This window comes from Geomonas sp. RF6 (genome assembly GCF_021044625.1).
Taxonomy (GTDB): Bacteria; Desulfobacterota; Desulfuromonadia; order Geobacterales; family Geobacteraceae; genus RF6.
The window spans coordinates 2461108-2484715 of sequence record NZ_CP087999.1 but is presented as its reverse complement, the minus strand read 5'-3'; the positions used below and the strand labels follow the sequence as shown (position 1 = coordinate 2484715).

The 23608-nt window shown below is 62.6% G+C and carries 24 protein-coding genes and 2 riboswitches; of the genes, 15 read left to right on the top strand and 9 right to left on the bottom strand.

Features of this window, described 5'->3' with window-relative positions; all coding sequences use genetic code 11:
* Positions 1 to 11: 11 nt before the first annotated feature.
* The gene (locus tag LPW11_RS10660; RefSeq protein WP_230998107.1) at positions 12 to 713 is read left to right on the top strand and encodes an outer membrane protein; all 702 of its coding nucleotides are present in this window, start codon (positions 12 to 14) and stop codon (positions 711 to 713) included.
* A 91-nt stretch (positions 714 to 804) separates the two neighbouring features.
* Here the strand turns inward: LPW11_RS10660 and LPW11_RS10655 are convergent, their stop codons facing one another.
* Positions 805 to 1548: a Smr/MutS family protein gene (locus LPW11_RS10655; protein ID WP_230998106.1), complete on the bottom strand. Its 744-nt coding sequence runs from the start codon at positions 1546 to 1548 to the stop codon at positions 805 to 807.
* Complete coding sequence (locus LPW11_RS10650; RefSeq protein WP_230998105.1) at positions 1526 to 2383, bottom strand: OmpA/MotB family protein; 858 nt, start codon at positions 2381 to 2383, stop codon at positions 1526 to 1528. Before LPW11_RS10650 ends, LPW11_RS10655 begins: the two co-directional genes overlap by 23 nt.
* 300 nt (positions 2384 to 2683) lie before the next feature.
* Here LPW11_RS10650 and LPW11_RS10645 point away from each other — a divergent pair, with 300 nt between their 5' ends.
* Both LPW11_RS10645 and LPW11_RS10640 read left to right on the top strand, forming a co-directional pair.
* A complete protein-coding gene (locus LPW11_RS10645; protein ID WP_230998104.1) occupies positions 2684 to 4597 on the top strand; it encodes a GspE/PulE family protein in 1914 nt (637 codons plus the stop codon).
* Between the two features lie 3 nt (positions 4598 to 4600).
* On the top strand, positions 4601 to 5452 hold the full coding sequence (locus LPW11_RS10640) for an HDOD domain-containing protein (RefSeq protein WP_230998103.1): 852 nt from the start codon (positions 4601 to 4603) through the stop codon (positions 5450 to 5452).
* 428 nt (positions 5453 to 5880) lie between these two features.
* On the opposite strand, the gene polA is transcribed toward LPW11_RS10640, so the two are convergent.
* Together polA and LPW11_RS10630 are read right to left on the bottom strand one after the other, a co-directional pair.
* A complete protein-coding gene (gene polA / locus LPW11_RS10635) occupies positions 5881 to 8550 on the bottom strand; it encodes a DNA polymerase I (protein WP_230998102.1) in 2670 nt (889 codons plus the stop codon).
* Positions 8547 to 8723 (bottom strand): DUF4177 domain-containing protein, encoded by a 177-nt coding sequence (locus LPW11_RS10630; protein ID WP_230998101.1) that lies wholly within the window; start codon positions 8721 to 8723, stop codon positions 8547 to 8549. Before LPW11_RS10630 ends, polA begins: the two co-directional genes overlap by 4 nt.
* Positions 8724 to 8913: 190 nt before the next feature.
* Between LPW11_RS10630 and LPW11_RS10625 the strand changes: the two genes are divergently transcribed.
* A complete protein-coding gene (locus LPW11_RS10625) occupies positions 8914 to 9087 on the top strand; it encodes a hypothetical protein (protein ID WP_230998100.1) in 174 nt (57 codons plus the stop codon).
* A gap of 103 nt (positions 9088 to 9190) precedes the next feature.
* On the top strand, positions 9191 to 9601 hold the full coding sequence (locus LPW11_RS10620; protein WP_230998099.1) for an Hsp20/alpha crystallin family protein: 411 nt from the start codon (positions 9191 to 9193) through the stop codon (positions 9599 to 9601).
* Here the strand turns inward: LPW11_RS10620 and larE are convergent.
* The 3 genes from larE to LPW11_RS10605 form a co-directional block, all read right to left on the bottom strand.
* Positions 9598 to 10413, bottom strand: coding sequence for an ATP-dependent sacrificial sulfur transferase LarE (gene larE / locus LPW11_RS10615; RefSeq protein WP_230998098.1), 816 nt, complete (start codon positions 10411 to 10413; stop codon positions 9598 to 9600). The genes LPW11_RS10620 and larE overlap by 4 nt on opposite strands.
* A 50-nt stretch (positions 10414 to 10463) precedes the next feature.
* On the bottom strand, positions 10464 to 10922 hold the full coding sequence (locus LPW11_RS10610) for an RrF2 family transcriptional regulator (protein ID WP_230998097.1): 459 nt from the start codon (positions 10920 to 10922) through the stop codon (positions 10464 to 10466).
* A 103-nt stretch (positions 10923 to 11025) separates the two neighbouring features.
* Positions 11026 to 11235 (bottom strand): hypothetical protein, encoded by a 210-nt coding sequence (locus tag LPW11_RS10605; protein ID WP_230998096.1) that lies wholly within the window; start codon positions 11233 to 11235, stop codon positions 11026 to 11028.
* A 188-nt stretch (positions 11236 to 11423) separates the two neighbouring features.
* Between LPW11_RS10605 and dapF the strand changes: the two genes are divergently transcribed.
* The 5 genes from dapF to dtd all read left to right on the top strand — a co-directional run bounded on the left by dapF (position 11424) and on the right by dtd (position 14611).
* Positions 11424 to 12260: a diaminopimelate epimerase gene (gene dapF / locus LPW11_RS10600; RefSeq protein WP_230998095.1), complete on the top strand. Its 837-nt coding sequence runs from the start codon at positions 11424 to 11426 to the stop codon at positions 12258 to 12260.
* A 92-nt stretch (positions 12261 to 12352) separates the two neighbouring features.
* The gene (locus LPW11_RS10595; RefSeq protein ID WP_331001612.1) at positions 12353 to 12775 is read left to right on the top strand and encodes an HIT family protein; all 423 of its coding nucleotides are present in this window, start codon (positions 12353 to 12355) and stop codon (positions 12773 to 12775) included.
* 1 nt (position 12776) lies between these two features.
* A complete protein-coding gene (locus tag LPW11_RS10590) occupies positions 12777 to 13628 on the top strand; it encodes a deoxyribonuclease IV (RefSeq protein WP_230998093.1) in 852 nt (283 codons plus the stop codon).
* Positions 13629 to 13646: 18 nt separating this feature from the next.
* On the top strand, positions 13647 to 14165 hold the full coding sequence (locus LPW11_RS10585) for an O-acetyl-ADP-ribose deacetylase (protein ID WP_230998092.1): 519 nt from the start codon (positions 13647 to 13649) through the stop codon (positions 14163 to 14165).
* Positions 14162 to 14611: a D-aminoacyl-tRNA deacylase gene (gene dtd, locus LPW11_RS10580; protein WP_230998091.1), complete on the top strand. Its 450-nt coding sequence runs from the start codon at positions 14162 to 14164 to the stop codon at positions 14609 to 14611. The genes LPW11_RS10585 and dtd overlap by 4 nt, the downstream gene beginning before the upstream one ends.
* Here dtd and LPW11_RS10575 read toward each other — a convergent pair whose 3' ends face one another.
* Positions 14612 to 14980, bottom strand: coding sequence for a pyridoxamine 5'-phosphate oxidase family protein (locus tag LPW11_RS10575; RefSeq protein WP_230998090.1), 369 nt, complete (start codon positions 14978 to 14980; stop codon positions 14612 to 14614). It abuts the gene before it with no gap.
* Between the two features lie 96 nt (positions 14981 to 15076).
* On the opposite strand from LPW11_RS10575, the gene LPW11_RS10570 reads away from it, so the two are divergent.
* A complete protein-coding gene (locus tag LPW11_RS10570) occupies positions 15077 to 15934 on the top strand; it encodes a TIGR02757 family protein (protein WP_230998089.1) in 858 nt (285 codons plus the stop codon).
* Entirely contained in the window at positions 15931 to 17649 is a 1719-nt protein-coding gene (gene pabB, locus LPW11_RS10565) for an aminodeoxychorismate synthase component I (RefSeq protein ID WP_230998088.1), read from the top strand. The genes LPW11_RS10570 and pabB overlap by 4 nt, the downstream gene beginning before the upstream one ends.
* Before the next feature lie 60 nt (positions 17650 to 17709).
* Here the strand turns inward: pabB and LPW11_RS10560 are convergent, their stop codons facing one another.
* Positions 17710 to 18474: a GAF domain-containing protein gene (locus tag LPW11_RS10560; protein ID WP_230998087.1), complete on the bottom strand. Its 765-nt coding sequence runs from the start codon at positions 18472 to 18474 to the stop codon at positions 17710 to 17712.
* Between the two features lie 192 nt (positions 18475 to 18666).
* A riboswitch (SAM riboswitch) is annotated at positions 18667 to 18767 on the top strand.
* A 122-nt stretch (positions 18768 to 18889) separates the two neighbouring features.
* Here LPW11_RS10560 and metX point away from each other — a divergent pair.
* The 3 genes from metX to LPW11_RS10545 all read left to right on the top strand — a co-directional run bounded on the left by metX (position 18890) and on the right by LPW11_RS10545 (position 23560).
* A complete protein-coding gene (gene metX / locus LPW11_RS10555) occupies positions 18890 to 19993 on the top strand; it encodes a homoserine O-acetyltransferase MetX (RefSeq protein WP_230998086.1) in 1104 nt (367 codons plus the stop codon).
* Between the two features lie 271 nt (positions 19994 to 20264).
* Positions 20265 to 21428 (top strand): iron-containing alcohol dehydrogenase, encoded by a 1164-nt coding sequence (locus LPW11_RS10550; RefSeq protein WP_230998085.1) that lies wholly within the window; start codon positions 20265 to 20267, stop codon positions 21426 to 21428.
* Between the two features lie 141 nt (positions 21429 to 21569).
* Positions 21570 to 21688: riboswitch (molybdenum cofactor riboswitch) on the top strand.
* Positions 21689 to 21829: 141 nt separating this feature from the next.
* Positions 21830 to 23560 (top strand): aldehyde ferredoxin oxidoreductase family protein, encoded by a 1731-nt coding sequence (locus LPW11_RS10545; RefSeq protein ID WP_230998084.1) that lies wholly within the window; start codon positions 21830 to 21832, stop codon positions 23558 to 23560.
* Positions 23561 to 23608: the final 48 nt, after the last annotated feature.

Here is a 23608-nt window from a genome sequence, read left to right as displayed (position 1 = left end):
AGGAGGACGTGATGAAAAAGGGATTGCTCTTTTACGCTGCGCTTCTCGCCTTGCTGCTCCTTCCCGCCTCCAGCTTTGCCGCGCGAGGCTACCGGCAGGGGGCATCCGGTCCCGCACCATACCTCGGGGTGTTCGCCGGAGTCAGCTTCCCTCTCGACGCCGACACCAGCGGCACAGACTACTACCACTCCCCCACCCTCTCCTTTGACGAAAAGATTGAGTTCGACCCGAGCCTCCAGGGAGGCATGACGGCCGGTTTTGATTTCGGCATGGGACGGCTGGAGGGGGAACTCTCCTACAAACATGCCGAGATGACGACGATCACGGGACCGGGTAACATCAGGTACGACGACGCGGACGGCAGGGCCGGAGCCTTCTCTGTCCTTTTCAACGGCTTCATCGACGTGCATAACAACTCCCCTGTCACCCCCTATTTCGGCGGCGGGATAGGCTTTGCCGTCGTGCATATCAGCGATACCTACGTGACACAACCGGCCGGCTACCAGGACATCCTGTACTTCTCCGACGACGACACCGTCTTCGCCTACCAGATCGGCGCCGGGGTCGGCATCTTCCTCACCCCCCTCGTCTCCCTCGATGTCGGATATCGCTACTTCGGAACGTCCAAGGCCCACTTCGAGGAAAGTCCCGTTCGCGCGGAGCTCGAGATGGAGAGCCACAACGTCTCTGTCGGGGTGCGCTTCACCTTCTAGCGGTTTTGCCCGCAGACGGAAAGAGGCGCTGCAACCGGTTGCAGCGCCTCTTCCTTTTTCAGCTATCGCCACAAGCATATTGCGTCTGCGGCTATGGCTCTTCCTTCTTCTCCTTCAGGAAAACCACAAAGGCACCGCTCCCCCCCATCTCCCTCGGGGCCTCGGCAAACTCGGAGACCATCCCCTTCCCGTGCTCCCGCAGCCACCCGGCCACCGCCTGCCGCAGGACCGGCTCACCGTTTGAGTTGTTCCCTTTCCCGGTGATCACCAGGACCCCCTTCTGCCCCCGGGCGTGGGCGCGCACGATGAAGGGGGCCAGGTTTTCCAGCGCCTCGTCCCGCGTCAGCCCGTGCAGGTCGAGCTGCAGGTCGATGCGGATGCCGCCGCGGCGCAGCTGCCGCAGGCGATTTACCGCCACCGGGCGCTGCCGCCCCTCGTCCTCCTCCAGGGCGCCGTCGCTGAAGCGGACATCCATGCGCAGCGCCTCCACGGCCTGGAGGAAGATGCGGTTCTCCTCCTCGCTCACACCCCTTTTCTCCGGGGCCGGCGCCCCCCCTTTCGGGGGAGGAGCCTTCGCTCCCTGCAGCGGCTTTATGTCGGCAACGGCCTCGAAGAAGAGGGCGAGATCGTCGAGCTCTTCCTTCGGCTTGGCGGGCTTCTCCGGCTTTTTCGGCGCAGCCGCCGCGCCTTCCTGCGAGGGAGGGGGAGCAAGGTGGACCCCCTTCAGGGCCTTGAAGGGCGCGGCCGCGAATTCCTTTTCTTTCTGCCTTGGCTGCTCTTTCTTTTTATCCTTCCTGCCGATGTCGCACCTCCTATTCCTTTGATACCAGCACAATTTCGATCCTGCGGTTTCTGGCACGCCCCTCGTCGCTGTCGTTCGGCGCAACCGGTTTGAACTCGCCGTAGGCGACACCCGCAAGGAGCGAGGGATCGATCCCCTGCTGCTGCAGGTAACGGGTCACATTGACGGCGCGGGCGGCGGAGAGCTCCCAGTTCGTCGGGTACTTCTTGGCAAGTGCACCGACGATCGGAATGTTGTCCGTGTGCCCCTCCACCCGGATCGCCTTATCCTTCAGGTTCTTCAGGATGTCGACCACCTTCTGCAGCACCACGAGCCCTGCCGGCTTCACCTCCGCCTTACCGGAGTCGAAGAGAACGGCCTCGACGACGTTCACCGTGAGCTTCCCTTTCAGCTCGGAGATCGTCACCTCCCCTTTGGAGATCTCGCTCTTCATCTTCTCCAAGAGGTCCTCGTACGTCTTGCTCGTCTTCTGGACCTCCGACTCCTTCTGCTGCTGCAGCCGCACCACTTCATCCTTGAGCTTCCGGTTCTCCCCTTCCAGCTCCGATATCTGCTGGCTGAGCTCGGCAATCTTCTTGTTCTTGCTGTCCGAGGTCGACTTCAGCGACTCCTCCAGCCCCTTCTTCGTGGTAGTCAGGGCATCCCTCTCCGCGGCAAGGGCCGCCCCACCGTCGGCAAGCTTCTTCACCCGGGCCTTCAGCTCCTCATTCTCCGCCGAAAGCTCCCTGTATTCCCCCTGCAGTTCCTGGAGGCTCTTCCCCAGCGTCTGCGCCTCCCGTTCCTTCTGCTCGAAGCGCCCGGTGGAAACGCAGGCGCCCAAGGATAAAAGGAGCCAACTGACCATAAAGAAACCAGCAATCGTGCGCATATCACCCTCCCTTTGCCGTCACCCGCGAAGCGGATTTCGCGGCGCCCGCTTCTTTCACATGAGTCTGCCGCGAACGACGTTTCATTATTGCTCTTTTGCTCCGCGTTTCAAATCTTTTTTTTGCCCCTTTTCCGGCTCAGGGAGCTGAAATCGGGACTGCGCTTGGCGGGAAGGGGTGTGAAGGATAGGGAGGGGGTACACATTAGCACCTTCAAATGGCGTGGTATAATACCAGCGGACGACGGGGGAGGTCAATCCCCCCACCGTCTCTGCCAGTGCGCCTGCTCCAGGAGGGTCACCATGCTAATCGAAGCAGTGAACGTGGAGACGACAGAACGCCATCAGGTCGAGGACAACTCCGGACTGGAAATAGCTGCCCTCCTGATGAAGGCAGGTCATCTCGCTGAGGATCAGCTCAATTACGCCCTGCGGGTGAAGAACAAGCTCGTATCGCCAAAGACGCTCGTTGCGGTCATGCTGGAGCTCGGCTTCTTCTCCAGGGAGGAGCTGCGGGAGACGCTGCAAAAGAGCGTCGTGTCGGTGAAGCTAGGCGCGCTCCTCGTGGAACTCGGCTATCTGAAGCCGGGGGAGCTGCAGGCGGCGCTGGGGATCCAGGGGGACTCCGACAGCGGGAGGATGCTCGGGGAGATCCTCGTGGAGAACCGCTTCATCGAGGAGCACACCCTGGCGGAGGCGCTTGCCTTCCAGCTCGGCTACCCCTACATGGATCTCGACCTCGGCGCCATCGACCGCGCCCTCGTGGCGAAGGTCCCTCCGCAGTGGATCGCCCAGCACAGCTTCCTGCCGATCAAGGAGGTGGAGGGGAAGATCCTGGTGGCGATCGCGGACCCTCTCGATCAGGAAGCGCGAAAGACGGTGGAGAAACTCTTCGGCAGCAATGTCACCTATGCCATCGCCACCCTGAAGGGGATAAAGGAGACGGTGAACACCCTGAGGAAGGGGTGGGGGCAGGGGGACAGCACCGCCACCGACGAGCACACCGTCACCGGGATCGTGAACAGCATCTTCGAGGAGGCGATGAAGGAGCGCGCCAGCGACATCCACATCGAGCCGATGCGCACGAGACTTCGGGTGCGGTTCAGAAGGGACGGGATGCTGACGGTGTACAAGGACTTCGCGAGAGAGCTCGCGGCGCCGATCTCCACGCGGATCAAGGTCATGGCGGAGGCGGATATCGCCGAAAGGAGGCGCCACCAGGACGGGCGCATCTGCTACGAGAGCGCCAAGCGCGGGGTGACCCTCGACATGCGCGTCTCCTTCTATATCACCATCTATGGAGAGAAGATCGTACTGAGGCTCCTCAGCAAGAAGGGGGAGCTCCTCGACCTGAAAGACATCGGGATGCCGCCGAGGATGCTGGAGAAATTCCTGGACGACGCGGTGGACACCCCGAGCGGCGTTCTCATCATCACCGGCCCCACCGGGAGCGGCAAGACCTCCACCCTGTACAGCTGCGTGCACCACCTAAACGACATAAACACCTGCATCGTCACCGCCGAGGAGCCGGTGGAGTACGTCCTGGAGGGTATCTCCCAGTGCTCCATCAACCACAAGATCGGGGTCACCTTCGAGGAGACGCTGAGGCACATCGTGCGTCAGGACCCGGACATCATCGTCCTTGGGGAGATGCGCGACAACTTCTCCGTGGAGACGGCGATCCAGGCGGCCCTTACCGGCCACAAGGTCCTCACCACCTTCCATACGGAGGACAGCGTCGGCGGCCTGTTGCGGCTCATGAACCTGAACATCGAGCCGTTCCTCATCGCCTCCACCGTAACGTGCGTCCTCGCGCAGAGGCTTTTGCGCCGGGTCTGCCCGGACTGCGCGGAGGAGTACCTTCCGAATCCCTCCGAGCTGCGCCGCATCGGCTACACCACGGCGGAGCTGCGCGGGGCCGAGTTCAAGCAGGGGCGGGGGTGCAGCAGGTGCCGTTACAGCGGCTATCGCGGGAGGGTGGGGGTCTTCGAGATGCTGATCCTGAACGAAATGGTGAAGGACGCCATCCTCAGCAAGAAGACGAGCTACGAGATCAGGCGCATCAGTACGGAGACGACGGGGATGGTGACCCTTCTGGAGGCGGGGCTCAGCAAGGCTGCGCGCGGGGAGGTCTCCCTGCAGGACAGCGTGCGGCTCCTGCCGCGCATCGGCAAACCGCGGCCGATCGCGGACATTCGGCGACTTTTGGGGGAGTGAGTCATGACGACGAAACCGTTTGTGGAGCTCATCAAGGAGCAGATGGATGTCGAGGGGCTGCAGCTGCCGATGTTCCACGCCGTGGCGGTGAAGCTGCAGGAAGTCCTTTCCAGCGACGACTTCACCATCGAGCAGGTCGCCGCCCTCATCATCAAGGACCAGGCGCTCACCAGCCAGATCCTGAGGCTCGCCAACTCCGCCTTCTTCAGCGGGCTCTCGAAGGTCACCACCATCACGGAGGCGGTCGTGCGGCTTGGCGCGCGGGAGATTGCCTCCATCGCCATGATGGCCACCCAGCAAAATACCTACAACAGCCTCACCATCCCCGAGCTCAGGAGCTACTCGCAGCTCCTGTGGCGCCACGCCATCGGCTGCGCCATCGGGAGCAGGTGGCTCGCGGAGCGCACCGGCTTCAAGCACCTTTCCCAGGAGGCGTTCATCGCCGGGCTCCTGCACGACATCGGCTGCCTCCTGATACTGAAGGTGCTGGAGGCCCTGCTCCTCTCCGGTGAGACGGAGCTCAAGTTCTCCCGAGAGCTTGCCGCGGAGATCATGGAGACGATGCACACCGACTGCGGCTACGACCTGATGCAGAAGTGGAACCTGCCCGATCTCTACAGCGTGATCGTGCGCGACCACCACAAGGAGCAGTCCGACACCAACAACGTGCTCCTGAGCATCGTGCACCTGGTGAATACCACCTGCCGCAAGCTCGGCCTGAGCACGAGCCCCGACACGAGCGTCATGGTGGCTGCGACTTTCGAGGCGCAGAACATGGGGATAAAGGAGATAACGCTGGCCGAGCTGGAGATTACCATCGAGGACGCCATGGAACTCGCCGTCGCGGCACCGTGAGCGGCGCAGTCAGAGCGGAGGCGGGAACGGGAAGAGGCAGCGGCATGCCGCTGCGGCTGCGACGGGAAGGGGAAAGAGGAAGGACAGACTGATGAGGCGACAGGGGGACGGCATCGACAGACGCCGTCCCCCTTTTTTACTCTTCCGGGAATTCTGGGGAAGGTCATTGCAGAGAGCCCGGGTGCCCCCGCGCTGGAGCGTAGGCATCTTGCCTGCGATGGGGGCGTAGCCGCCACAGACCGCGAGGCTGGCGCCGCGGCTACAGGCTGGGAAGCCTGTGCTCCACGGCGGCGAAGTAGCATCCCCTCCCGTCAACGGAAGGGGGTTAGCCATGCAGGGTTCGAAATTCCGGGTGAACCCGTGCAAGCCGTCGCCAGCGCGTCCCCTCCCTTTCAAGGGGAGGGAAAGGGTGGGGATGGGGTGGAATCTTAGTGCGCTTCGCTCCAGTTGAGGCCGAAGTTGAGATCGACCTTCAGCGGCACCTTCAGCGCTACCGCGTGCTCCATCTCGCGGCGCACCAGCTCCTCCATGAGGGGGCGCTCCGATTCCGGCACCTCGAAGACCAGTTCGTCGTGCACCTGCATGATGAGGCGGCTCTGCACCTTCTCCTCCTCCATTGCCCGCACAACCGCGATCATCGCCTTCTTGATGATGTCCGCGGCGGAGCCCTGGATCGGGTAGTTCACTGCGTTTCGCTGGGCAAAGGCGCGGATGTTCCCGTTCTTGCTGAAGATCTCGGGGATCGGGAGCCTGCGCTCCAGTATCGTGGTGACGTAGCCTGAGACCTCGGCCTCCCTGACGCAGCTGTCCAGGAAGAGGCGGGCTCCGCAGTGGCGCTCGAAGTAGCTGTCGATGAAGGACTTCGCCTCTTTCGGGGTCACCCCGAGCTCCTTCGCGAGGCTGAAGGCGCCCTGGCCGTAGATGATCCCGAAGTTGATGACCTTCGCCTGGCGCCGCATCTCGGAGGTGACCAGGTCCGGATCGATTCCGAACACCTCTGCCGCGGTCCGCCGGTGGATATCCTCCCCGGAGGCGAATGCCTCGCAAAAGACGTTGTCGCCGGAGAGGTGGGCGAGGACCCGCAGCTCGATCTGAGAGTAGTCGGCGGAGAGGATGAGCGAGCCGGGCTCGGCGATGAAGGCGCGCCTGATCTCCCGCCCCTCTTCCCCGCGCACCGGGATGTTCTGCAGGTTCGGCTCCGACGAGGAGAGCCTCCCGGTGCTGGTGACCGCCTGGTTGTAGGAGGTGTGGATCCGCCCCGTGACGGGGTCGACGAGCCGGGGCAGGGCATCGGTGTAGGTCGACTTCAGCTTGGAGAGGGAGCGGTACTGCAGGATGAGCTCGGCCACCTCGTGCTCGTCGCAGAGGCGCTCCAGCTCCTCCACGTTGGTGGACCAGCCGGTCTTCCCCTTCGTCTTCTTCCCGGAGGAGAGCCCCATGCGGCCGAAAAGTACCTCCCCGAGCTGCTTCGGTGAGTTGATGTTGAAGGCCCCGCCGCACAGGGTGTGGATCTGCTCCTCGAGCGCCACGAGCTGCTTCCCGAAGCCTGCAGTAAGGTCGCGCAGGAGGGGAAGGTCGAGTTTCACGCCGTGCAGCTCCATCTCCGAGAGGATCTCCAGGAGGGGCATCTCCAGCTCGAAGAGCAGCTCCTCCATCCTCCCTTCCCTGACCTGCGGCAGGAGAATTTCGGAAAGGAGAAAGGTGACGTCGGCGTCCTCGCAGGAGTAGGGGGCGGCGCGCTCCAGATCGACCTCCGAGAAGTTCAGCTGGTCCCTCCCCTTCCCCGCCACGTCCTCAAAGGAGATCATGCGGTGGTCCAGAAGCTCCAGCGCCAGTGCGTCGAGCCCCTGGCTGGTGCGCCCCGGGTTCAGGAGGTAGGCGGCCAGCATGGTGTCGCACCAGAGCCCTTCCATGTGGACGCCGGAGCGGCGCAGGATCTGGTAGTCGTACTTCAGGTTCTGACCGATCTTTTTGCGCGACGGGTCGGTGAGGAGCGGCCGGAGCCTTTCGAGGACCGTCTCCTCGGAAAGCTGGTCCGGTGCGCCGAGGTAGCGGTGCCCCACCGGGATGTAGTACGCCTGGTGAGGCTTCCAGGAGAGGGCAACGCCGACGATGCGGGCCTTCATGGCGTCGAGGCTCGTTGTTTCCAGGTCGAGCGCGAAGGCGGGGGCGGCGGAGAGCTCCTCCACGAGCCTTGAGAGCTCCTCCTCGGTGAGCACCGTACGATACTCCTCCGTCGAGAGGGTAGGGGTGCTGGTGAGGTCCTTCATGAGGGAGGTGAAGCCGTACTCCTTGAAGAGGTCGGCGAGCTTGCGCGTGTCCGGCGGGCAGACGGCGAAGTCCTCCAGAGAGAAGTCGATGGGGACCTCGCAGTCGATGGTGGCGAGCTGGCGCGACAGCCTCGCCTGCTCGGCGAACTCGATAAGCTTCGGGCCGTTCGCCCCCTTCACCTCGTCCGCGCGGGCGAGGAGCTCGTCCAGGGAATGGAAGTCCTCCATGAGCTTCTTCGCGGTCTTTTCTCCGATTCCGGGGACGCCGGGGATGTTGTCGGAGGTATCCCCCCAGAGTGCCAGGACGTCGACCACCCGCTCCGGATCGACCCCGAACTTCTCCCGCACCTCCTCGATCCCGAAGCTCTTCTCCTTCATGGTGTCGAGGAGGGTGACCTTCTCGGTGACGATCTGCATCAGGTCCTTGTCGCCGGTCACCACCACGCAGTCGAGCCCCTGCGCCTCGCAGCGGCGGGCGATGGTGCCGATGATGTCGTCCGCCTCGTACCCCTCGAGCTCGAGAGCCGGGATGTTGAAGGCGCGCACCATCTCCTTGATCGGCCCGATCTGCTGGGCGAGGTCGGCGGGCATGGAGCTTCTGTTCGCCTTGTACTGGGGAAAGAGATCGTTTCTGAAGGTCTTCTTCCCGGCATCGAAGATCACCGCCACGTGTTCGGGTGTGCGGTCCTTCATTACCTTCAGAAGCATCTGGGTAAAACCGTAGAGGGCGTTGGTGGGGAAGCCTTTCGGGGAGCTCAGGTGCCGAATGGCGAAATAGGCGCGGTAGATGTAGGAGGAGCCGTCCAGCAGGTAGAGGGTTTCGCTCACCGCTCCACCTCGCTGGTGAAGACCACGAATGCCATGGCGGGGCGCTTGCTCGACTCCCTCATGGCGAACTGGATACCCTCGAAGCGCCACCCCTTGCGGGTCCACTCATTAAGCGCCTCCTCGAGCGTCTCGTCGGAGACGGTGTTCACCTCGACCACCTTGTACTGCACCATTAATCCACCTCTCGGGACGTGATAAATGCCCATAGTAGCCGATCTCCGGGGCACCTTCAAGGGCAAAGAACGGTTGCAATACGGGGTTGAAATGTTATGATAAAGACAAAAAAATCTCCAAAGGAGGGTGCTCTAACGGTCGATAAGTAGTCCACGCATCACTATCAACCAGGCCTAAAAGGGGATCAGCATGGCACAGAATGAAGAAGCAGTCATCGAAGAACTGGCACAGCAGTTGGAAGCGAACCTGGCAAGCGACTACGAGAAAAAAGACCTGAAAGCACAACGGGAGCTGACAAAACAAACCCTCTATGACGGCTCCAAAAAACTGAAGCACAGCATCCCGAAGGGGAAGAGACACTAGGAAAGAGGGCACGAAAAGTATCGAAGGGGAGGGGGCAGGCGCCTCCTCCCCTTTTTATGATTACTCCACGAGAACGCTTAAACCGGCTACAGGAGGGGATTAAATGGCGATCGTCAAGTACAACCCGCTCGGTGAGTTGCGCAGCATGCAGGACAAGATGAACCGGCTTTTGGACCTGGCCTGGAGAAAGGAGCTGGGGGAGGAGTTGCGCGAAGGGGTGTGGCAGCCGGCCGCCGACATCTACGAGGACGACGGCTCGGTCACCGTGAAGGTGGAGCTCCCCGATCTGGAGCTTAGCGATGTCGATGTGAAGGTTGAGAAGGGAACCCTCACCATCAGGGGGGAGCGCAGGCACAACCACGAGGCGCGCAAGGAGAACTTCCACCGCATCGAGCGCTCGTACGGCCCTTTCCAGAGGACGTTCGCCTTCCCCATGGAGCTCGAAGCGAAACAAATCGGTACCGAGCTCGACTGCGGCGTCCTCACCGTCACCATCCCGAAGAAGAAGCGCTAGGACTCCGCGCTCGTCTCGTTCATGCTTCCGCTGCGGTACCCCTGCAGGTCGAGCGCCACGTAGGTAAAGCCGCGCCCCTTGAAGAAGGAGAGGACACGCTTCCTCAGTTCCGGCTCAAGCAGGCGCGGCAGCTCCTCTTCCGAGAGCTCGATACGCGCCGTCTCCAGGTGAAACCGCACCCGGTAGGTCCTGAACCCCTCCCCTTTCAAAAATTCCTCGCACGCCTCGACCTGCTTCAGACGCTCCGGAGTGATCTCCACCCCATAGGGGAATCGGCTGGCAAGGCAGGCGTACGGCTGCTTCTCCCAGGTCGGGAGGTTCAGCTCGCGGCTCAGCTCGCGCACCTCGGACTTGGAGAGCCCCGCCTCCAGGAGGGGGGAGCGGACCTTCAATTCGCATGCTGCGGTGCGCCCCGGGCGGTAGTCCCCCAGATCGTCCGTATTGCTGCCGTCCGCCACGAAGGAGAAGCCGAGCTCGCGCCCTTTCTCCACGCAGATAGAGAAGAGCTCGCTCTTGCAGTGGTAGCAGCGGTTGCGCGGGTTTTCGGAGAAGCCGGGGATCTCCAGCTCGTTCGACTCCACCGTCAGCTGGCGCGCCCCGATCCTCTCGGCGAGGGCGCACGCCTCACGGTACTCGGACTCGGGGTAGGTCGGGGAGGTGGCGGTAATCGCCAGCACCCGGTCCCCCAGCGTATCGTGCGCCACTTTCAGGAGGAAGGTGGAATCGACCCCTCCGGAGAAGGCGACAACGAGAGAGCCCATCTCGGCGATCATGTCTTTCAGGTGCTGGTATTTCTGGTGCAGTGTATCCATGGTACCTTCAGAGGCGACCGCCCCCGCAAGTCCGGTGGCGCGCCTGTAGTTTAGATAAAATACATGAAGCGGTGATCCTGCTCCCTCTTGATCCCCAGCGCCTCGCCCCGCTCGCAGAGCGTCTTCAGCGTGATGGAGGAGAAGAACTCGTTCAGCTTCTGGTTCGACTCCTCCCAGACCGTCTGCGTCACGCAGGTGCCGTCGAAACCGCACTCCTTCCCGCCTTTACCGGAGCAGTCCACCAGAAGGGTATCCCCTTCCGTCGCCTCGATCACATCCTGCACCGTGATCTCCTCCGGGCTTCTGGCCAGGCAGTACCCCCCCTGAGGTCCCCTCTTGCTCTTCAGGATGCCGCTCTTTTTGAGCCCCTGAAAGATCTGCTCCAGGTAGCGCGGAGAGATTTCCTGGCGGCGGGAGATGTCCTGGATCTGCGCGGGCTGCGTCCCCGCGTTGTAGGCGATGTCAAAGAGTGCTCGCAGTCCGTAACGGCTTTTGGTGGATAGTCTCATGGCAGTACTCCCCAATTATGGTAGGGCGAGCCTACAATACCACATCCACCATGTCAACAATATAAAGGGACAGCGGAAGGCATTCTCTACCTGCAAAGTGGCGTTACCAGGCACGCTCCGGAGGGTCGGTCCTCCCCAGGAGGAGGATCTCCCCGTCCCGCACCTCGAAGCGGTCGCCGTAGACATTGACCCAGCTGTCCCCCTCCTCGAGGGGGTAGGGAACCTCGCGGCTCCCGAGGAAGACCTCGTGCTCGCCGAGATAGGCAAACCACTCGAGGTTCCCGTTCATCCACATCCTGTTTTTGAGTTCCATAACCCCTCCCTTTACTGGCACGATGATAGAGAAATGGCGGCGGCCGGTCAACCGAAAGAGCGGCCGGCGCGGCATGGGGCGCGGGTACAGTGGAGGCGGGCGTCGAAGCGGGGGAGGCGCCGCTTTTTTCTTGTTGCGGCACAACCTTTTTGTTATTAGAGAGTGATACATTAACCCGGAGGCTTTACATGAAATTCACCAAGATGCAGGGCGCAGGAAACGACTACGTCTACGTCAACTGCTTTACCGAGACGGTGGAAGATCCGGCTTCGGTGGCGATAAAGGTATCGAACCGCAACTTCGGGATCGGCTCTGACGGCCTCATTCTCATCATGCCGTCGGAGGTGGCGGATGTGCGCATGAGGATGTTCAACTCGGACGGCTCCGAGTCGGAGATGTGCGGCAACGGCATCCGCTGCGTCGCGAAGTACGCCTTTGACCACGGCATAGTCGAGAAGAAGGAGATCACCGCGGAGACCGGCGCTGGCATCCTCACCCTGCAGCTTTTCACCGCCGCGGACGGCACCGTGGATCGGGTGCGGGTTAACATGGGGCCGCCGAGGCTGACCAGGGCAGAGATCCCGATGCTCGGGGAGCCGGAGGCAAAGGTCATCGACGAGCCGCTGAACATCCTGCACACGACCTTCCGGATCACCTGCGCCTCCATGGGGAACCCCCACTGCGTGATCTTCGTGGACGACTTGGAGAACTTCCAGGTGGCGAAGTACGGCCCGCTCATCGAGAACCACGAGCTGTTCCCGCGCCGGACCAATGTGGAATTTGTGCAGGTGATTTCCCGGACCGAAGTGCGCCAGCGGACCTGGGAGCGCGGTGCGGGAGAAACGCTGGCCTGCGGCACCGGGGCGAGCGCGGTGACCGCCGCCTGCATCCTGAACGGGCTGACGGAGAAGAAGATCCTGAACCACCTGAGCGGCGGCGACCTCGAGATGGAGTGGGCCGAGGACGGCAACGTGTACATGACCGGGCCGGCGGTGGAGGTGTACTCCGGCGAGATCAACTTGTAGATCGCCTGACTGGTCCGACTGGTCCGACTGGTCTGACCGGTCGGACGCCACAACGCCGGGCCACCACGCCCCCAGCCCATGAAAAGGAGCACATCATGACCGGCTGCCCGATCTGCAGCAAGTGGGAGGACGAGCCTGAGCTGCGCATCGCGGAGCTGCGCCACTGCTACGTCTCCCTCAACCGTGACCAGTTCTTCACCGGCTACTGCTTCGTCTATCTCAAAGCCCACGTGACGGAGCTCTTCCACCTCGAGCCGACCACCCGGGACGAGGTCATGGCGGAGGTAAACGCCGTCGCACACGCGCTTTACAACCTGTTTCTCCCGGATAAAATCAACTACGAGCTGCTGGGGAACATGGCGCCGCACATGCACTGGCACATCGTGCCGCGCAGGAAGACGGACCCCTTGTGGCCCCGCCCGCAGTGGAGCGAGCCGCACCAGGAGCTCATTCTGGAAAAGGAGGAGTACGCCGACCGGGTAGCACAGGTCAGGCTCGCTCTGCAAAAGGTATGACATGGATCTCCTAGGTGCACACGTCTCCATCGCGGGGGGAATCTTCAACGCCCCCGAGAGGGGGGTGAAATCGGGCTGCCGCGTAATCCAGTTCTTCACCCAGAACGCCAACCGCTGGCTCGGCAAGATCCCCACGAAGGATGACGCCGCCCTCTTCAGACAGAACTTCGCCGCCTCCGGGCTCCACGAGGCGATCAGCCACGACATCTACCTCATCAACCTCGCTGCGGCACCGGGAGAGGGGCGGGACAAGAGCCTGGAGAGCTTCGCCCAGGAGATGCAACGCTGCGCGGCGCTCGGCATCAACAAGATCGTCATGCATCCCGGCGCCCACAACGGCGACGGGGAGGCGATCGGGATCCGGCGCATCTGCGAAGCGTTCGACGAGCTCTTCCAGAGGGTGCCCCAGTACACCGGGCTCGTCCTCCTGGAAAACACCGCGGGGCAGGGGACGTACCTCGGGTACAACTTCGAGCAGCTGAAGCAGATCATGGAGGGGACCGCCTTCAAGGACCGCTTCGGCGTCTGCATCGACACCTGCCACGCCTTCGCGGCAGGCTACCCCATCACCGACCGGGACGGCTACCTCCGCACCATGGAGGAGGTTGACCGCACCATCGGGCTCTCCCGGGTCGGGTGCCTCCACCTGAACGACTCCAAGAAGGGGCTCGGCTGCAAGGTGGACCGCCACGAGCACATCGGGGCAGGGATGCTGGGGCTCGAGCCGTTCCGCTTCATCCTCAACGACCCGGCGCTGGCAGCGGCGCCAAAGATCATCGAGACCCCCAAGGGGGACAACGACGAAATGGACGAGATAAACCTGAAGGCCCTGCGGGCGCTGATCGCTCCCTGACGGGAGGGCGAGGAGAGCATGCGAGAAAAGATCGAGATCGTGCTGACCGACATCACCCGCCTCGAAGTGGACGCCATCATCAATGCCGCGAACAGCACACTCCTCGGCGGCGGCGGGGTGGACGGCGCCATCCACCGGGCCGCGGGCCCGCAGCTCGTGGCGGAGTGCAGCACCCTCATGGGGTGCCGCACCGGCGAGGCGAAGATCACGAAGGGTTATCGCCTCCCCGCAAAGCACGTCATCCACACGGTCGGCCCGGTCTGGCACGGGGGGGGGAAGGGGGAGCCGGAGCTCTTAAGAAGCTGCTACCGCAACTCCTTCAGAATCGCCCACGAAAACGGCCTCACTACCCTCGCCTTCCCCGCCATCAGCGCCGGGGTGTACGGCTACCCGATGGAGAAGGCGTGCCGCATAGCACTTGAGGAAACGAAGGAAGCGGTGCGGCACTACCCGGAGCTCGCGAAGGTCCTCCTCGTCGTCTACTCGCCGCAGGCACTCGCGGTGTACCGTCAGCAGTACGAAGAGATAATTCCGTGAAGGCGGTGCTGCAGAGGGTAAAGGAAGCGCACGTGAAGGTCGAGGGGCGGATAGTTGGCGAGATCGGCCACGGAATCGTCGTCCTGCTCGGGGTGGAGGTGGGGGATGCGACCCGCGACGCCGACTGGCTCGCCGACAAGATCGCCAACCTGCGCATCTTTCAGGACGACGAGGGGAAGATGAACCTATCGGTGGCGCAGGTCGGAGGCGCCATCCTCGCCGTTTCCCAGTTCACCCTGGCGGGAAACTGCAGCAAGGGGAGGCGCCCCTCTTTCGATACCGCGGCCGATCCGGAGGAGGCGAACCGCCTGTACAGCTACTTCATCGGGAAGGTGTGGGAGGCGGGTGTACCGGTGCAAACCGGGATCTTCCAGACGGACATGGCGGTGAGCCTCGTAAATGACGGCCCCGTCACCTTCGTCCTGGAAAGCCCCAAAGGGAAGTAGCTAGACCAGCGGCCGCACCTCGTCGACCTTGAAATAGAGGACGTGCTTTATCTCCGAGACGTCCTGCACCCAGCTGTTCTTCGCCGCCCGCGCCCTGATCTCCTCCAGCAGCGCCCCCTCCCCCATCTCCTTCAAGCTGAGCGTCAGTCTCCACCCGTTGTACCCCCGCGTCGGCGCGATGTACAGGTAGCTCGCCTTCGCGTTCTCCTTCAGGTTGTGGTACGTCCTCCCCTCCCCTACTCCCCAGGCCAGCGTCTCCTCATCCACTATGTGCGGTATGGCAAAGACCGCAAGGTCGACCTGCCCCTGCGCGTCCGCAGTCCCTATGACCCCGCGCCCCCCCTCGGGAAATAACTCCGCAAGATTCATACTGCCTCCTTTTAATCTTTGAGGTCCCGTAACCATATGATAATCTACCAGTTCCTTTCCTTTCTTCAACAGAGGAACACCCCTCCCGGAGGCACCTTGGAGCTGAAAACCGTGCTGGAGGCGCTGTACGCAGCCCGCTCCACCGAGCATCTCGCCAACGATCCACTTTCTTTCTGCCACCGCTACCATGACGGAAAAGACCAGGAGGTGGTCGGCTTCATCGCCGCCGCCTTCGCCTACGGCAACGTGAAGATAATCAGGCGGAACCTGGAGTCGATCTTTAAAGAGATGGGGCCCTCGCCGCGGCGCTTCGTGGAGCGCTTCGACCCTGAGGAGGGAAAGCTTCTCTTCTCCCGCTTCAAGCACCGATTCAACGACGGCCGCGACCTGTGCGCGCTTCTTTGCGTGTGCCGCACCATGATCCGGGAGTCGGGCTCCATCGAAGGGTGGTTCCTGCGCTTTCATGATCCCGCGGCGGAGGATCTCACCCCCTCCCTCACCGGGTTCAGCGCGTCGCTGAAGGCGCTCGACCTCTGCGATGTGTTTGGAGACGAGGAGATTCCAGCCGACTCCTACTTCCCCTTCTTCTTCCCCTCCCCCGCGTCCGGGAGCGCCTGCAAGAGGCTGTGCATGTACCTGCGCTGGATGGTGCGTCCCGCCGACGGGATCGACCTGGGGCTGTGGCGCGGGGTGAGCCCGAGCCAGCTGGTGATTCCGGTCGACGCCCACATCCAGCGCATCTGCCGCCTGCTCGGCTTCACGAGCCGCAGGCAGGGAGACTGGCGCATGGCCCGGGAGATCACCGCCCGTCTCAGGGAACTCGACCCGCACGACCCGGTGAAGTACGACTTCTCCCTCTGCCACCTGGGGATCTCGGAGGGGTGCGACGGGAAGGACCGTGAGACCTGCCTGTCGTGCGCCATACGCTCTATCTGCGCCACGGGTCGCCAATGAAGCCGGTACGCGCCTTTGTGCACGGCTTCTCCTTTTCCGGCCTCATCGAGGAGATAACGGCGCACCGTCCCGAGGAGGTGGCCCCTGCTTTGGCGCGCCTGGAGGAGGCGACCGCCGCCGGGGCGCACGCCGCAGGGTTCGTGAGCTACGAGGCGGCGCCGGGGGTGGACGCCGCTCTCCCGGTCTGCGAGCCATCCCCTTTCCCCCTCCTCTGGTTCGGGATCTTCCGCGAACGCTACGAGGGGGGACTGCCGCACCCTGGCGGAAGCTACCGCACCTTCGGGTGGGAGGCGTCCGTCACCCCCGAGGAGTACGCCCGATCGGTACGGGAGATACGGGAGCTCATCGCCGCGGGGGAGTGCTACCAGGTGAACTTCACCATGCGCCAGCGCTTCTCCTTTTCCGGGGACCCCCTCGCCTGGTTCCGCGACATGATGCGCCTCCAGCCGACTCCGTACGGAAGCTATCTCGTGGTCGGGGAGTTCACGATTCTCTCCGCCTCCCCGGAGCTCTTCTTCGCCGTGCAGGACGGGACCCTTACCTGCCGCCCCATGAAGGGGACCGCTCCCCGCGGACGCTGGACGGAGGAGGACGAGGAGATGAAGGAGCGCCTTCGCCGGAGCCCGAAGGAGCGCGCGGAAAACCTGATGATCGTCGATCTTCTGCGAAACGACATGGGGAAGGTGGCCCAAACCGGCTCTGTGACGGTGACCTCCCTCTTCGACATAGAGTCGTGGTCCACCGTGCACCAGCTGACCTCCACCATAGAGGGAAAGGTCCCGGAGGGAACCGGCATCCGCGAGCTCTTTTGCGCCCTCTTCCCCTGCGGCTCTATCACCGGGGCGCCAAAGAGAAGGAGCATGAAGATAATTGCCGACCTGGAGGGGGTGCCGCGCGCCCTCTACACCGGCTGCATCGGCTACCTCTCCCCCGGAGGGGAGGCCTCCTTCAGCGTGGCGATCCGCACCGCTGTCATCGATGCCTCCACCGGGCAGGGGGAGCTGGGGATCGGCAGCGGCATCACCTACGACTCCCGGGAGGATGAGGAACACGCCGAATGCCTGGGGAAGGCGCGCTTCGCGCAGAGCGATGTACCGGACTTCTCCCTCATCGAGTCGCTCCTCTTAGACGGGGAGTACTTCCTCCTGGAACGGCACCTGGCCCGGCTGGCCCGCTCTGCCGCCTTTTTCTCATTCCCCTTCGATACGGAAGAGGCGCGCCGCGCCCTCACCGCGCACGCCTCCACACTGCAGGGGAGTCACAAGGTGCGGCTCCTGCTGCACCGCGGAGGGGGGCTCGACTGCACCTCGGCTCCGGTCGCAGACGCCGCGACAGACGCGATCGCCGCCTTTGCCTCAATACCGGTGCACTCCCGCGATCCCCTCCTCTACCACAAGACGACCTGCCGGCCGCTGTACGACGAGGAGAGGGCGCGCCATCCGGAGTACGACGAACTGATCTTTGTAAACGAGCGGGGGGAGATCACGGAGGGGGCGAACAGCAACGTGGTGGCACTGGTGGATGGGGAACTGCTGACGCCCCCCCGGGAGTGCGGCCTCCTCCCGGGAGTCCTGCGGGAAGAGCTGCTGGAGCGTGGGGAGATCAGGGAGAGGGTGCTGACGAGGGGGGACCTGGAAAAGGCGCAAGCGGTCTACATCATCAACTCCGTCCGCCGCTGGCGCACGGTCAGGCTGGCGGGAGCGGAGCGCGACTAAGGAAGGATCCCGTCCAGACCGCCTGGAGGCAGTCGCACCCCCGATGCAGCGGCGACCGCCTCACGCCTGCCGCTCCCTGCGGGCGCGGTGACGGGCGAGCTTGCTGTTCAACTGCGAGATGATCTCGGTGGCGGCGCCGATGATGTGGTCGGAGCCGAACCCTGCCGCCGCCATCTCCTTGTAGAAGGAGCGGGCGAGGATCTGTGCCATGTGGCCGGTGTCGGGGCGCTCGTGCGGAACGGAAGCGGCCTCCTCCGGCCCCCCCTGGGCGACGAGCTGCAGGTAGCGGGAGCGCAGGAGCTTTTGCAGCTGGTTCACCTGGATCGACTTTCCCGTGAGGGTGCTGAGGAAGGAAACCAGGTCGAGGTCGTGGACGGTGAAGCGCCTGCCGTCCACCGGATCGCTCATGTTGAGGACCCCGACGACCTTTCCGCTGATGAGGATCGGCACGCAGATGAACCCCTTCTTGTCCGACTCCGGACGGCGGGCCAGTTTCAGGTAGGGGGAGTTCTCTATGTCCTGCACCATGAGGGGCTTCCCTGAAGCCGCCACCTGCCCCGCTATCCCGTTGCCGACGCGGGCCGCTTCCTGAAAGGCGTGTTTCGGGAGCTCCCCGTGCTTGGCGAAGAGCTTCAGGCTGAAGGAGTTCGCCCCCTCCTCCTCTCTGAAGAGCATCATGGAGCATATCTCGCAACGGGCGATGCGCGCCATCTGCTCCACTATCTCGGACAGCCCGTTCTCCAGGTCGTCCTGGCCATCCATCAGCGCCGAGAGTCCCACCAGCTTCAGGAAATGCCCCTGGTTCTCTACTCCGTTCTTCCCCATTTCCTCTCCTCCTGTAAGGCCGTCTCCTCCCCGCCCCCCTGCCATGCCCTGCGGGGCCACCGCGCATAAAGTGTAGTGGCCGCTCGGTAAATTGCAATAAAGGAGTCGCCGCCGCGGGTGGGACGCGCTCACTTTCACATTGACAAAAGGTGCCGGCTCCCTTATCCTTCCCGGCACAATTGCATAGAGACCTGCTTATCGAGAGTGGTGGAGGGAAAGGCCCTGCGAAGCCACAGCAACCGGCCCTGAAAGGGCGCCAGGTGCTAAATCCTGCCGAAAGGCGAAGATGAGAAAGGCGCTTGGACTACCCACATCCGCACCCCAAAAGCCCCTTCTCACACCCGAGACGGGGCTTTTTTGTTTCCCCTGCCCGCCGAAGAGGGAAAGACGCACCCCTTACCTTACGAGAGAGTTTATGTCCTACGGCATCGTCGTACCGCAAAGCATCACACTGGAGAGGGAACTGAGGCTTGACAGCGGCAGGATTCTCGCTCCCATCACCATAGCATACGAGACGTACGGCACCCTGAACAGCGACCGCTCCAACGCCATCCTCGTGGAGCACGCCTGGACCGGGAGCGCGCACCTCGCCGGGAGGCACTCCGCGGAGGAGAAGCGGGCGGGGTGGTGGGACGAAATCGTCGGGCCGGGAAGGCTTCTGGACACCGACCGCTATTTTGTCATCTGCTCCAACGTCATCGGCTCCTGCTTCGGCTCCACCGGCCCCACTTCCATCAATCCGAAAACCGGCAAGAGATACAACCTCTCCTTCCCCGTCATCACGGTGCGCGACATGGTGCGCGCCCAGGCGCTCCTCATCGAGAAGCTCGGAATCGAGAAGCTTTTGTGCGTCATGGGGGGGAGCATGGGGGGGATGCAGACCCTGGAGTGGGCGACCCAGTTCCCGGAGCGGATACGCTCGGCAATAATTCTCGCCACCACCCCCCGCCCGTCGGCCCAGGCGATCTCCATGAACGCCGTGGCGCGCTGGGCCATCTTCAACGATCCGAACTGGAAAAAGGGGGAGTACCGCAAGAACCCGAAGGACGGGCTCGCGCTCGCCCGCGGCATCGGCCACATCACCTTCCTTTCCGACGAGTCGATGGAGGCGAAGTTCGGGAGGCGCTTCTCCGCGCGTGACGGCCAGTTCGACTTCTTCGGGCAGTTCGAGGTGGAGCGCTACCTGAGCTACAACGGCTACAACTTCGTCGACCGCTTCGACGCCAACTCCTTTCTCTATCTGGCAAAGGCCCTCGACCTGTACGACGTCACCCAGGGGTACGAGTCGCTGGAAGAGGCTTTCGCCTCTGTCTCGGCACCGATTCAGTTCTTCGCCTTCACCTCCGACTGGCTCTACCCCCCCTCCCAGACCGAGGAGATGGTCGCCGCCCTCACCAGGCTCTCCAAGCCTGTCGAGTACCACCTCATCAAATCCTCCTACGGCCACGACGCCTTCCTCCTGGAGCACGAAGCGTTCACTCCGCTGGCGCGAAACTTCCTGCTGCAGGCCGGGGGGTGACCCCCGCTCCATCCCCCTACCGGTCCATTAGAGAGCGTAGTGTTCGTATACGGTATCCTGAGACAAGGAGTGTTCGTATACGGTACAAACGAACAGAGGGGGGTGGAGAAGGGTCTCCTGCCCCCCTCGGGGAAAACGCTGTTTTTGGGGGAAAAGCAGGAAAAGGGAAAATTAGTGCACCTTAGGTAAACGCCTTGGAACGCCCCTTGCTTAGAGAAGGGACACTCAAAGGTGATCCTCACCTTTAAAACAACACTCAGGAGGAAATGAAATGGCATTAGCTGATCAGACATTCGGGTTCTTTATTCCTACGGTAACACTGATGGGCGTCGGTTCTTCCAAGGAAACCGGTGAGCAGATCAAGGCTCTGGGCGCAAAGAAAGCTCTCCTCGTCACCGACAAAGGCCTCTCCTCCATGGGCGTTGCCGCAAAGATCGCCGACATGGTGAAGGCTGCCGGCGTTGACTGCGTGATCTTCGACGGCGCTGAGCCGAACCCGACCGACAAGAACGTCGCTGACGGCGTGAAGGTGTACCAGGACAACAAGTGCGACGCGCTCATCACCCTGGGCGGCGGCTCCTCCCACGACTGCGGCAAAGGCGTTGGCCTCGTCATCGCAAACGGCGGCAACATCCGCGACTTCGAAGGGATCAACAAGTCCACCAAGTCCTTCCCCCCGTTCGTTGCCATCAACACCACCGCTGGTACCGCTTCCGAAATGACCCGTTTCTGCATCATCACCAACACCGATACCCACGTGAAAATGGCTATCGTTGACTGGAGGGTCACCCCGAACATCGCTATCAACGACCCGGTCCTCATGGTCGGCAAGCCGCCCGCACTGACCGCAGCAACCGGCATGGACGCCCTTACCCACGCTGTCGAGGCATACGTCTCCACGATCGCTACCCCGATCACCGACGCATGCGCCATCAAGGCTATCGAGCTCATCGCTCAGTACCTCTCCAAGGCTGTGGCAAACGGCGAAGACCTCGAAGCTCGTGACAAGATGGCATACGCCGAGTACCTCGCAGGTATGGCATTCAACAACGCCTCCCTCGGCTACGTTCACTCCATGGCTCACCAGCTCGGCGGCTTCTACAACCTCCCGCACGGCGTCTGCAACGCGATCCTCCTTCCGGCAGTTTCCCAGTTCAACCTGATCGCTGCTCCGGAGCGCTTCGCTGCCATCGCAGTTGCCCTCGGCGAGAACGTTGCCGGCCTCTCCACCATCGAAGCTGGCCAGAAAGCTATCGACAGGATCAAGCAGCTCTCCGCTTCCATCGGGATCCCGGCTGGCCTGAAAGAGCTCAACGTCAAGGAGCAGGACCTCAAAGTCATGGCAGAAAACGCGAAGAAAGACGCATGCCAGCTCACCAACCCGCGTAAAGCTACGCTGGAGCAGGTCATCGACATCTTCAAGGCAGCAATGTAACACCTTACTCCTGTTGGATTAAGCGCCGCGAAAAAGGATGGGCGTTAGCGGCAACGCTGACGCCCATCCTTTTTTTGTTGCAGGAAAGAGCGGTCGTGCAGTATTGTTGGGCGCCTCGTCCGACAGAGATGAAACAGCAGTAACTTTTCAAGCCTCCGAGCCGCGCGTCCTAAAGGGTATCCACCAAGGGGCGTCGGCCTACGGGTTTCGCGGGAAACGGCGAAGCCTCCCTTTTGGAAAGGAGCCTATCCAGAGAGCAGTAATCTCCGAGCCGTAGCGTCCTACAGGGGAAAACCCCATGGCGCCCGGCCTACGGGTTTCGCGGGAAACGGCGGAGCCTCCCTTTTGGAAAGGAGCCTATCCGCGAGAGCGGAAATAAAACCAAGACAGGGAGATGGAGAATGGACAAGATTTACCGCGTAAACATGACCGACAAGACCGTCAAGCTCGAGGCAGTCCCCGCTGAGTGGGCTCCGCACGGTGGTCGCGGCCTCACCTCGACGATCGTAGCGGCTGAAGTTCCGCCGACCTGCGACGCGCTCGGCCCCAACAACAAGCTGGTCTTCGCACCGGGCCTCCTCACCGGCACCGCTGCTGCACAGTCCGGCCGTCTCTCCGCAGGCGCCAAGTCCCCGCTGACCGGCGGCATCAAAGAGTCCAACGCAGGCGGCACCGCTGCCCAGCAGCTCGCTCGCATGGGTGTGAAGGCGATCATCATCGAAGGTCAGCCGAAAGAGGACAAGTGGTACAACCTCCACATCACCATGAACGGCATCACCATCAACGAAGAGACCGAGCTCCTCATGAAGGACACCTTCGAAGTGGTCGAGGCTCTCGAGGCGAAGCTCGGCAAGAAGACCGGCGTCCTCACCATCGGCCCCGCAGGTGAGTTCCTCATGGCAGCCGCCAACATCTCCGTGAAAGACCCCGACTCCAAAGTCCGCAGCCACGGCCGCGGTGGTCTCGGCGCCGTCATGGGCTCCAAGAAGATCAAGTTCATCAGCATCGACGAGACCGGTTCTTCCCCGGTTAAAGTTGCTGATCCGGAGAAGTTCAAGACCGCTGCCCGCGTTTTCGCGAAGGCGATGCTCGACCACCCGGTTTCCGGCCAGGGCCTCCCGACCTACGGCACCAACGTTCTCGTCAACATCCTGAACGAGGCTGGCGGTCTGCCGACCCGCAACTTCACCCAGGGTCAGTGCGCACACCACGACAAGATCTCCGGCGAGACCATGTACGACACCATCGTGGCTCGCGGCGGGAAGCACAAGCACGGCTGCCACGCAGGGTGCATCATCCAGTGCTCCCAGGAGTACGTGGCTGCTGACGGCTCCTACATCACCTCCGGTTTCGAGTATGAGACCATCTGGGGCCTCGGCGCTGACTGCATGATCGAGTGCCTCGACGACATCGCGATCGCCGACAACCTCATGGACCGCGTCGGTATCGACTCCATCGAAGGCGCTGTTCTCTTCGGCGTGGCTATGGAAGCCGGCATCATCCCCTTCGGCGACGGCAAAGGCGTACACCGCCTCCTGACCGAAGAAATCGCCAAGGGCACCCCGCTTGGGCGCGTTCTCGGTAACGGCACCGGCTCCGTCGGCCGCACCTACGGCGTTGTCCGCACCCCGGTCGTCAAGAACCAGGGTATCCCGGCATACGACCCGCGTTCCGTCAAAGGTATCGGCATCACCTACGCTACCTCCACCATGGGCGCAGACCACACCTCCGGTTACACCATCGCTACCAACATCCTGAACGTCGGTGGCTATGTTGATCCGCTCAAGAAAGACGGCCAGGTCGAGCTTTCCCGTAACCTGCAGATCGCTACCGCAGCTGTTGACTCCACCGGTATGTGCATCTTCGTGGCCTTCCCGGCTCTCGACATCGCTGAGTGCCTCCCGGCTCTCATCGACATGATCAACGCACGTTACGGCCTGAACCTGACCGGCGACGACGTCGTCGCTCTCGGCAAGTACATCCTGAAGACCGAGAAAGCCTTCAACGACGCAGCAGGCTTCACCGCTGCTCACGACAGGCTGCCGGAGTTCTTCACCTACGAGCCGGTCGCACCGCACAACGCGATCTGGGACTTCAGCGACGCAGAGATCGACGAGTTCTGGAACTTCTAAGATTCTCCTGCAAGGATTCCCGGTGTGGCACCTGCCACACCGGGTTTT

Bases quoted from the DNA above. Each gene is read 5' to 3' on its own strand.
- LPW11_RS10660 (WP_230998107.1), top strand. From the start codon at position 12: ATGAAAAAGGGATTGCTCTTTTACGCTGCGCTTCTCGCCTTGCTGCTC.
- LPW11_RS10650 (WP_230998105.1), bottom strand. From the start codon at position 2,383: ATGCGCACGATTGCTGGTTTCTTTATGGTCAGTTGGCTCCTTTTATCC.
- LPW11_RS10645 (WP_230998104.1), top strand. From the start codon at position 2,684: ATGCTAATCGAAGCAGTGAACGTGGAGACGACAGAACGCCATCAGGTC.
- LPW11_RS10640 (WP_230998103.1), top strand. From the start codon at position 4,601: ATGACGACGAAACCGTTTGTGGAGCTCATCAAGGAGCAGATGGATGTC.
- LPW11_RS10630 (WP_230998101.1), bottom strand. From the start codon at position 8,723: ATGGTGCAGTACAAGGTGGTCGAGGTGAACACCGTCTCCGACGAGACG.
- LPW11_RS10625 (WP_230998100.1), top strand. From the start codon at position 8,914: ATGGCACAGAATGAAGAAGCAGTCATCGAAGAACTGGCACAGCAGTTG.
- LPW11_RS10620 (WP_230998099.1), top strand. From the start codon at position 9,191: ATGGCGATCGTCAAGTACAACCCGCTCGGTGAGTTGCGCAGCATGCAG.
- larE (WP_230998098.1), bottom strand. From the start codon at position 10,413: ATGGATACACTGCACCAGAAATACCAGCACCTGAAAGACATGATCGCC.
- LPW11_RS10610 (WP_230998097.1), bottom strand. From the start codon at position 10,922: ATGAGACTATCCACCAAAAGCCGTTACGGACTGCGAGCACTCTTTGAC.
- LPW11_RS10605 (WP_230998096.1), bottom strand. From the start codon at position 11,235: ATGGAACTCAAAAACAGGATGTGGATGAACGGGAACCTCGAGTGGTTT.
- dapF (WP_230998095.1), top strand. From the start codon at position 11,424: ATGAAATTCACCAAGATGCAGGGCGCAGGAAACGACTACGTCTACGTC.
- LPW11_RS10590 (WP_230998093.1), top strand. From the start codon at position 12,777: ATGGATCTCCTAGGTGCACACGTCTCCATCGCGGGGGGAATCTTCAAC.
- LPW11_RS10585 (WP_230998092.1), top strand. From the start codon at position 13,647: ATGCGAGAAAAGATCGAGATCGTGCTGACCGACATCACCCGCCTCGAA.
- LPW11_RS10575 (WP_230998090.1), bottom strand. From the start codon at position 14,980: ATGAATCTTGCGGAGTTATTTCCCGAGGGGGGGCGCGGGGTCATAGGG.
- pabB (WP_230998088.1), top strand. From the start codon at position 15,931: ATGAAGCCGGTACGCGCCTTTGTGCACGGCTTCTCCTTTTCCGGCCTC.
- LPW11_RS10560 (WP_230998087.1), bottom strand. From the start codon at position 18,474: ATGGGGAAGAACGGAGTAGAGAACCAGGGGCATTTCCTGAAGCTGGTG.
- metX (WP_230998086.1), top strand. From the start codon at position 18,890: ATGTCCTACGGCATCGTCGTACCGCAAAGCATCACACTGGAGAGGGAA.
- LPW11_RS10550 (WP_230998085.1), top strand. From the start codon at position 20,265: ATGGCATTAGCTGATCAGACATTCGGGTTCTTTATTCCTACGGTAACA.
- LPW11_RS10545 (WP_230998084.1), top strand. From the start codon at position 21,830: ATGGACAAGATTTACCGCGTAAACATGACCGACAAGACCGTCAAGCTC.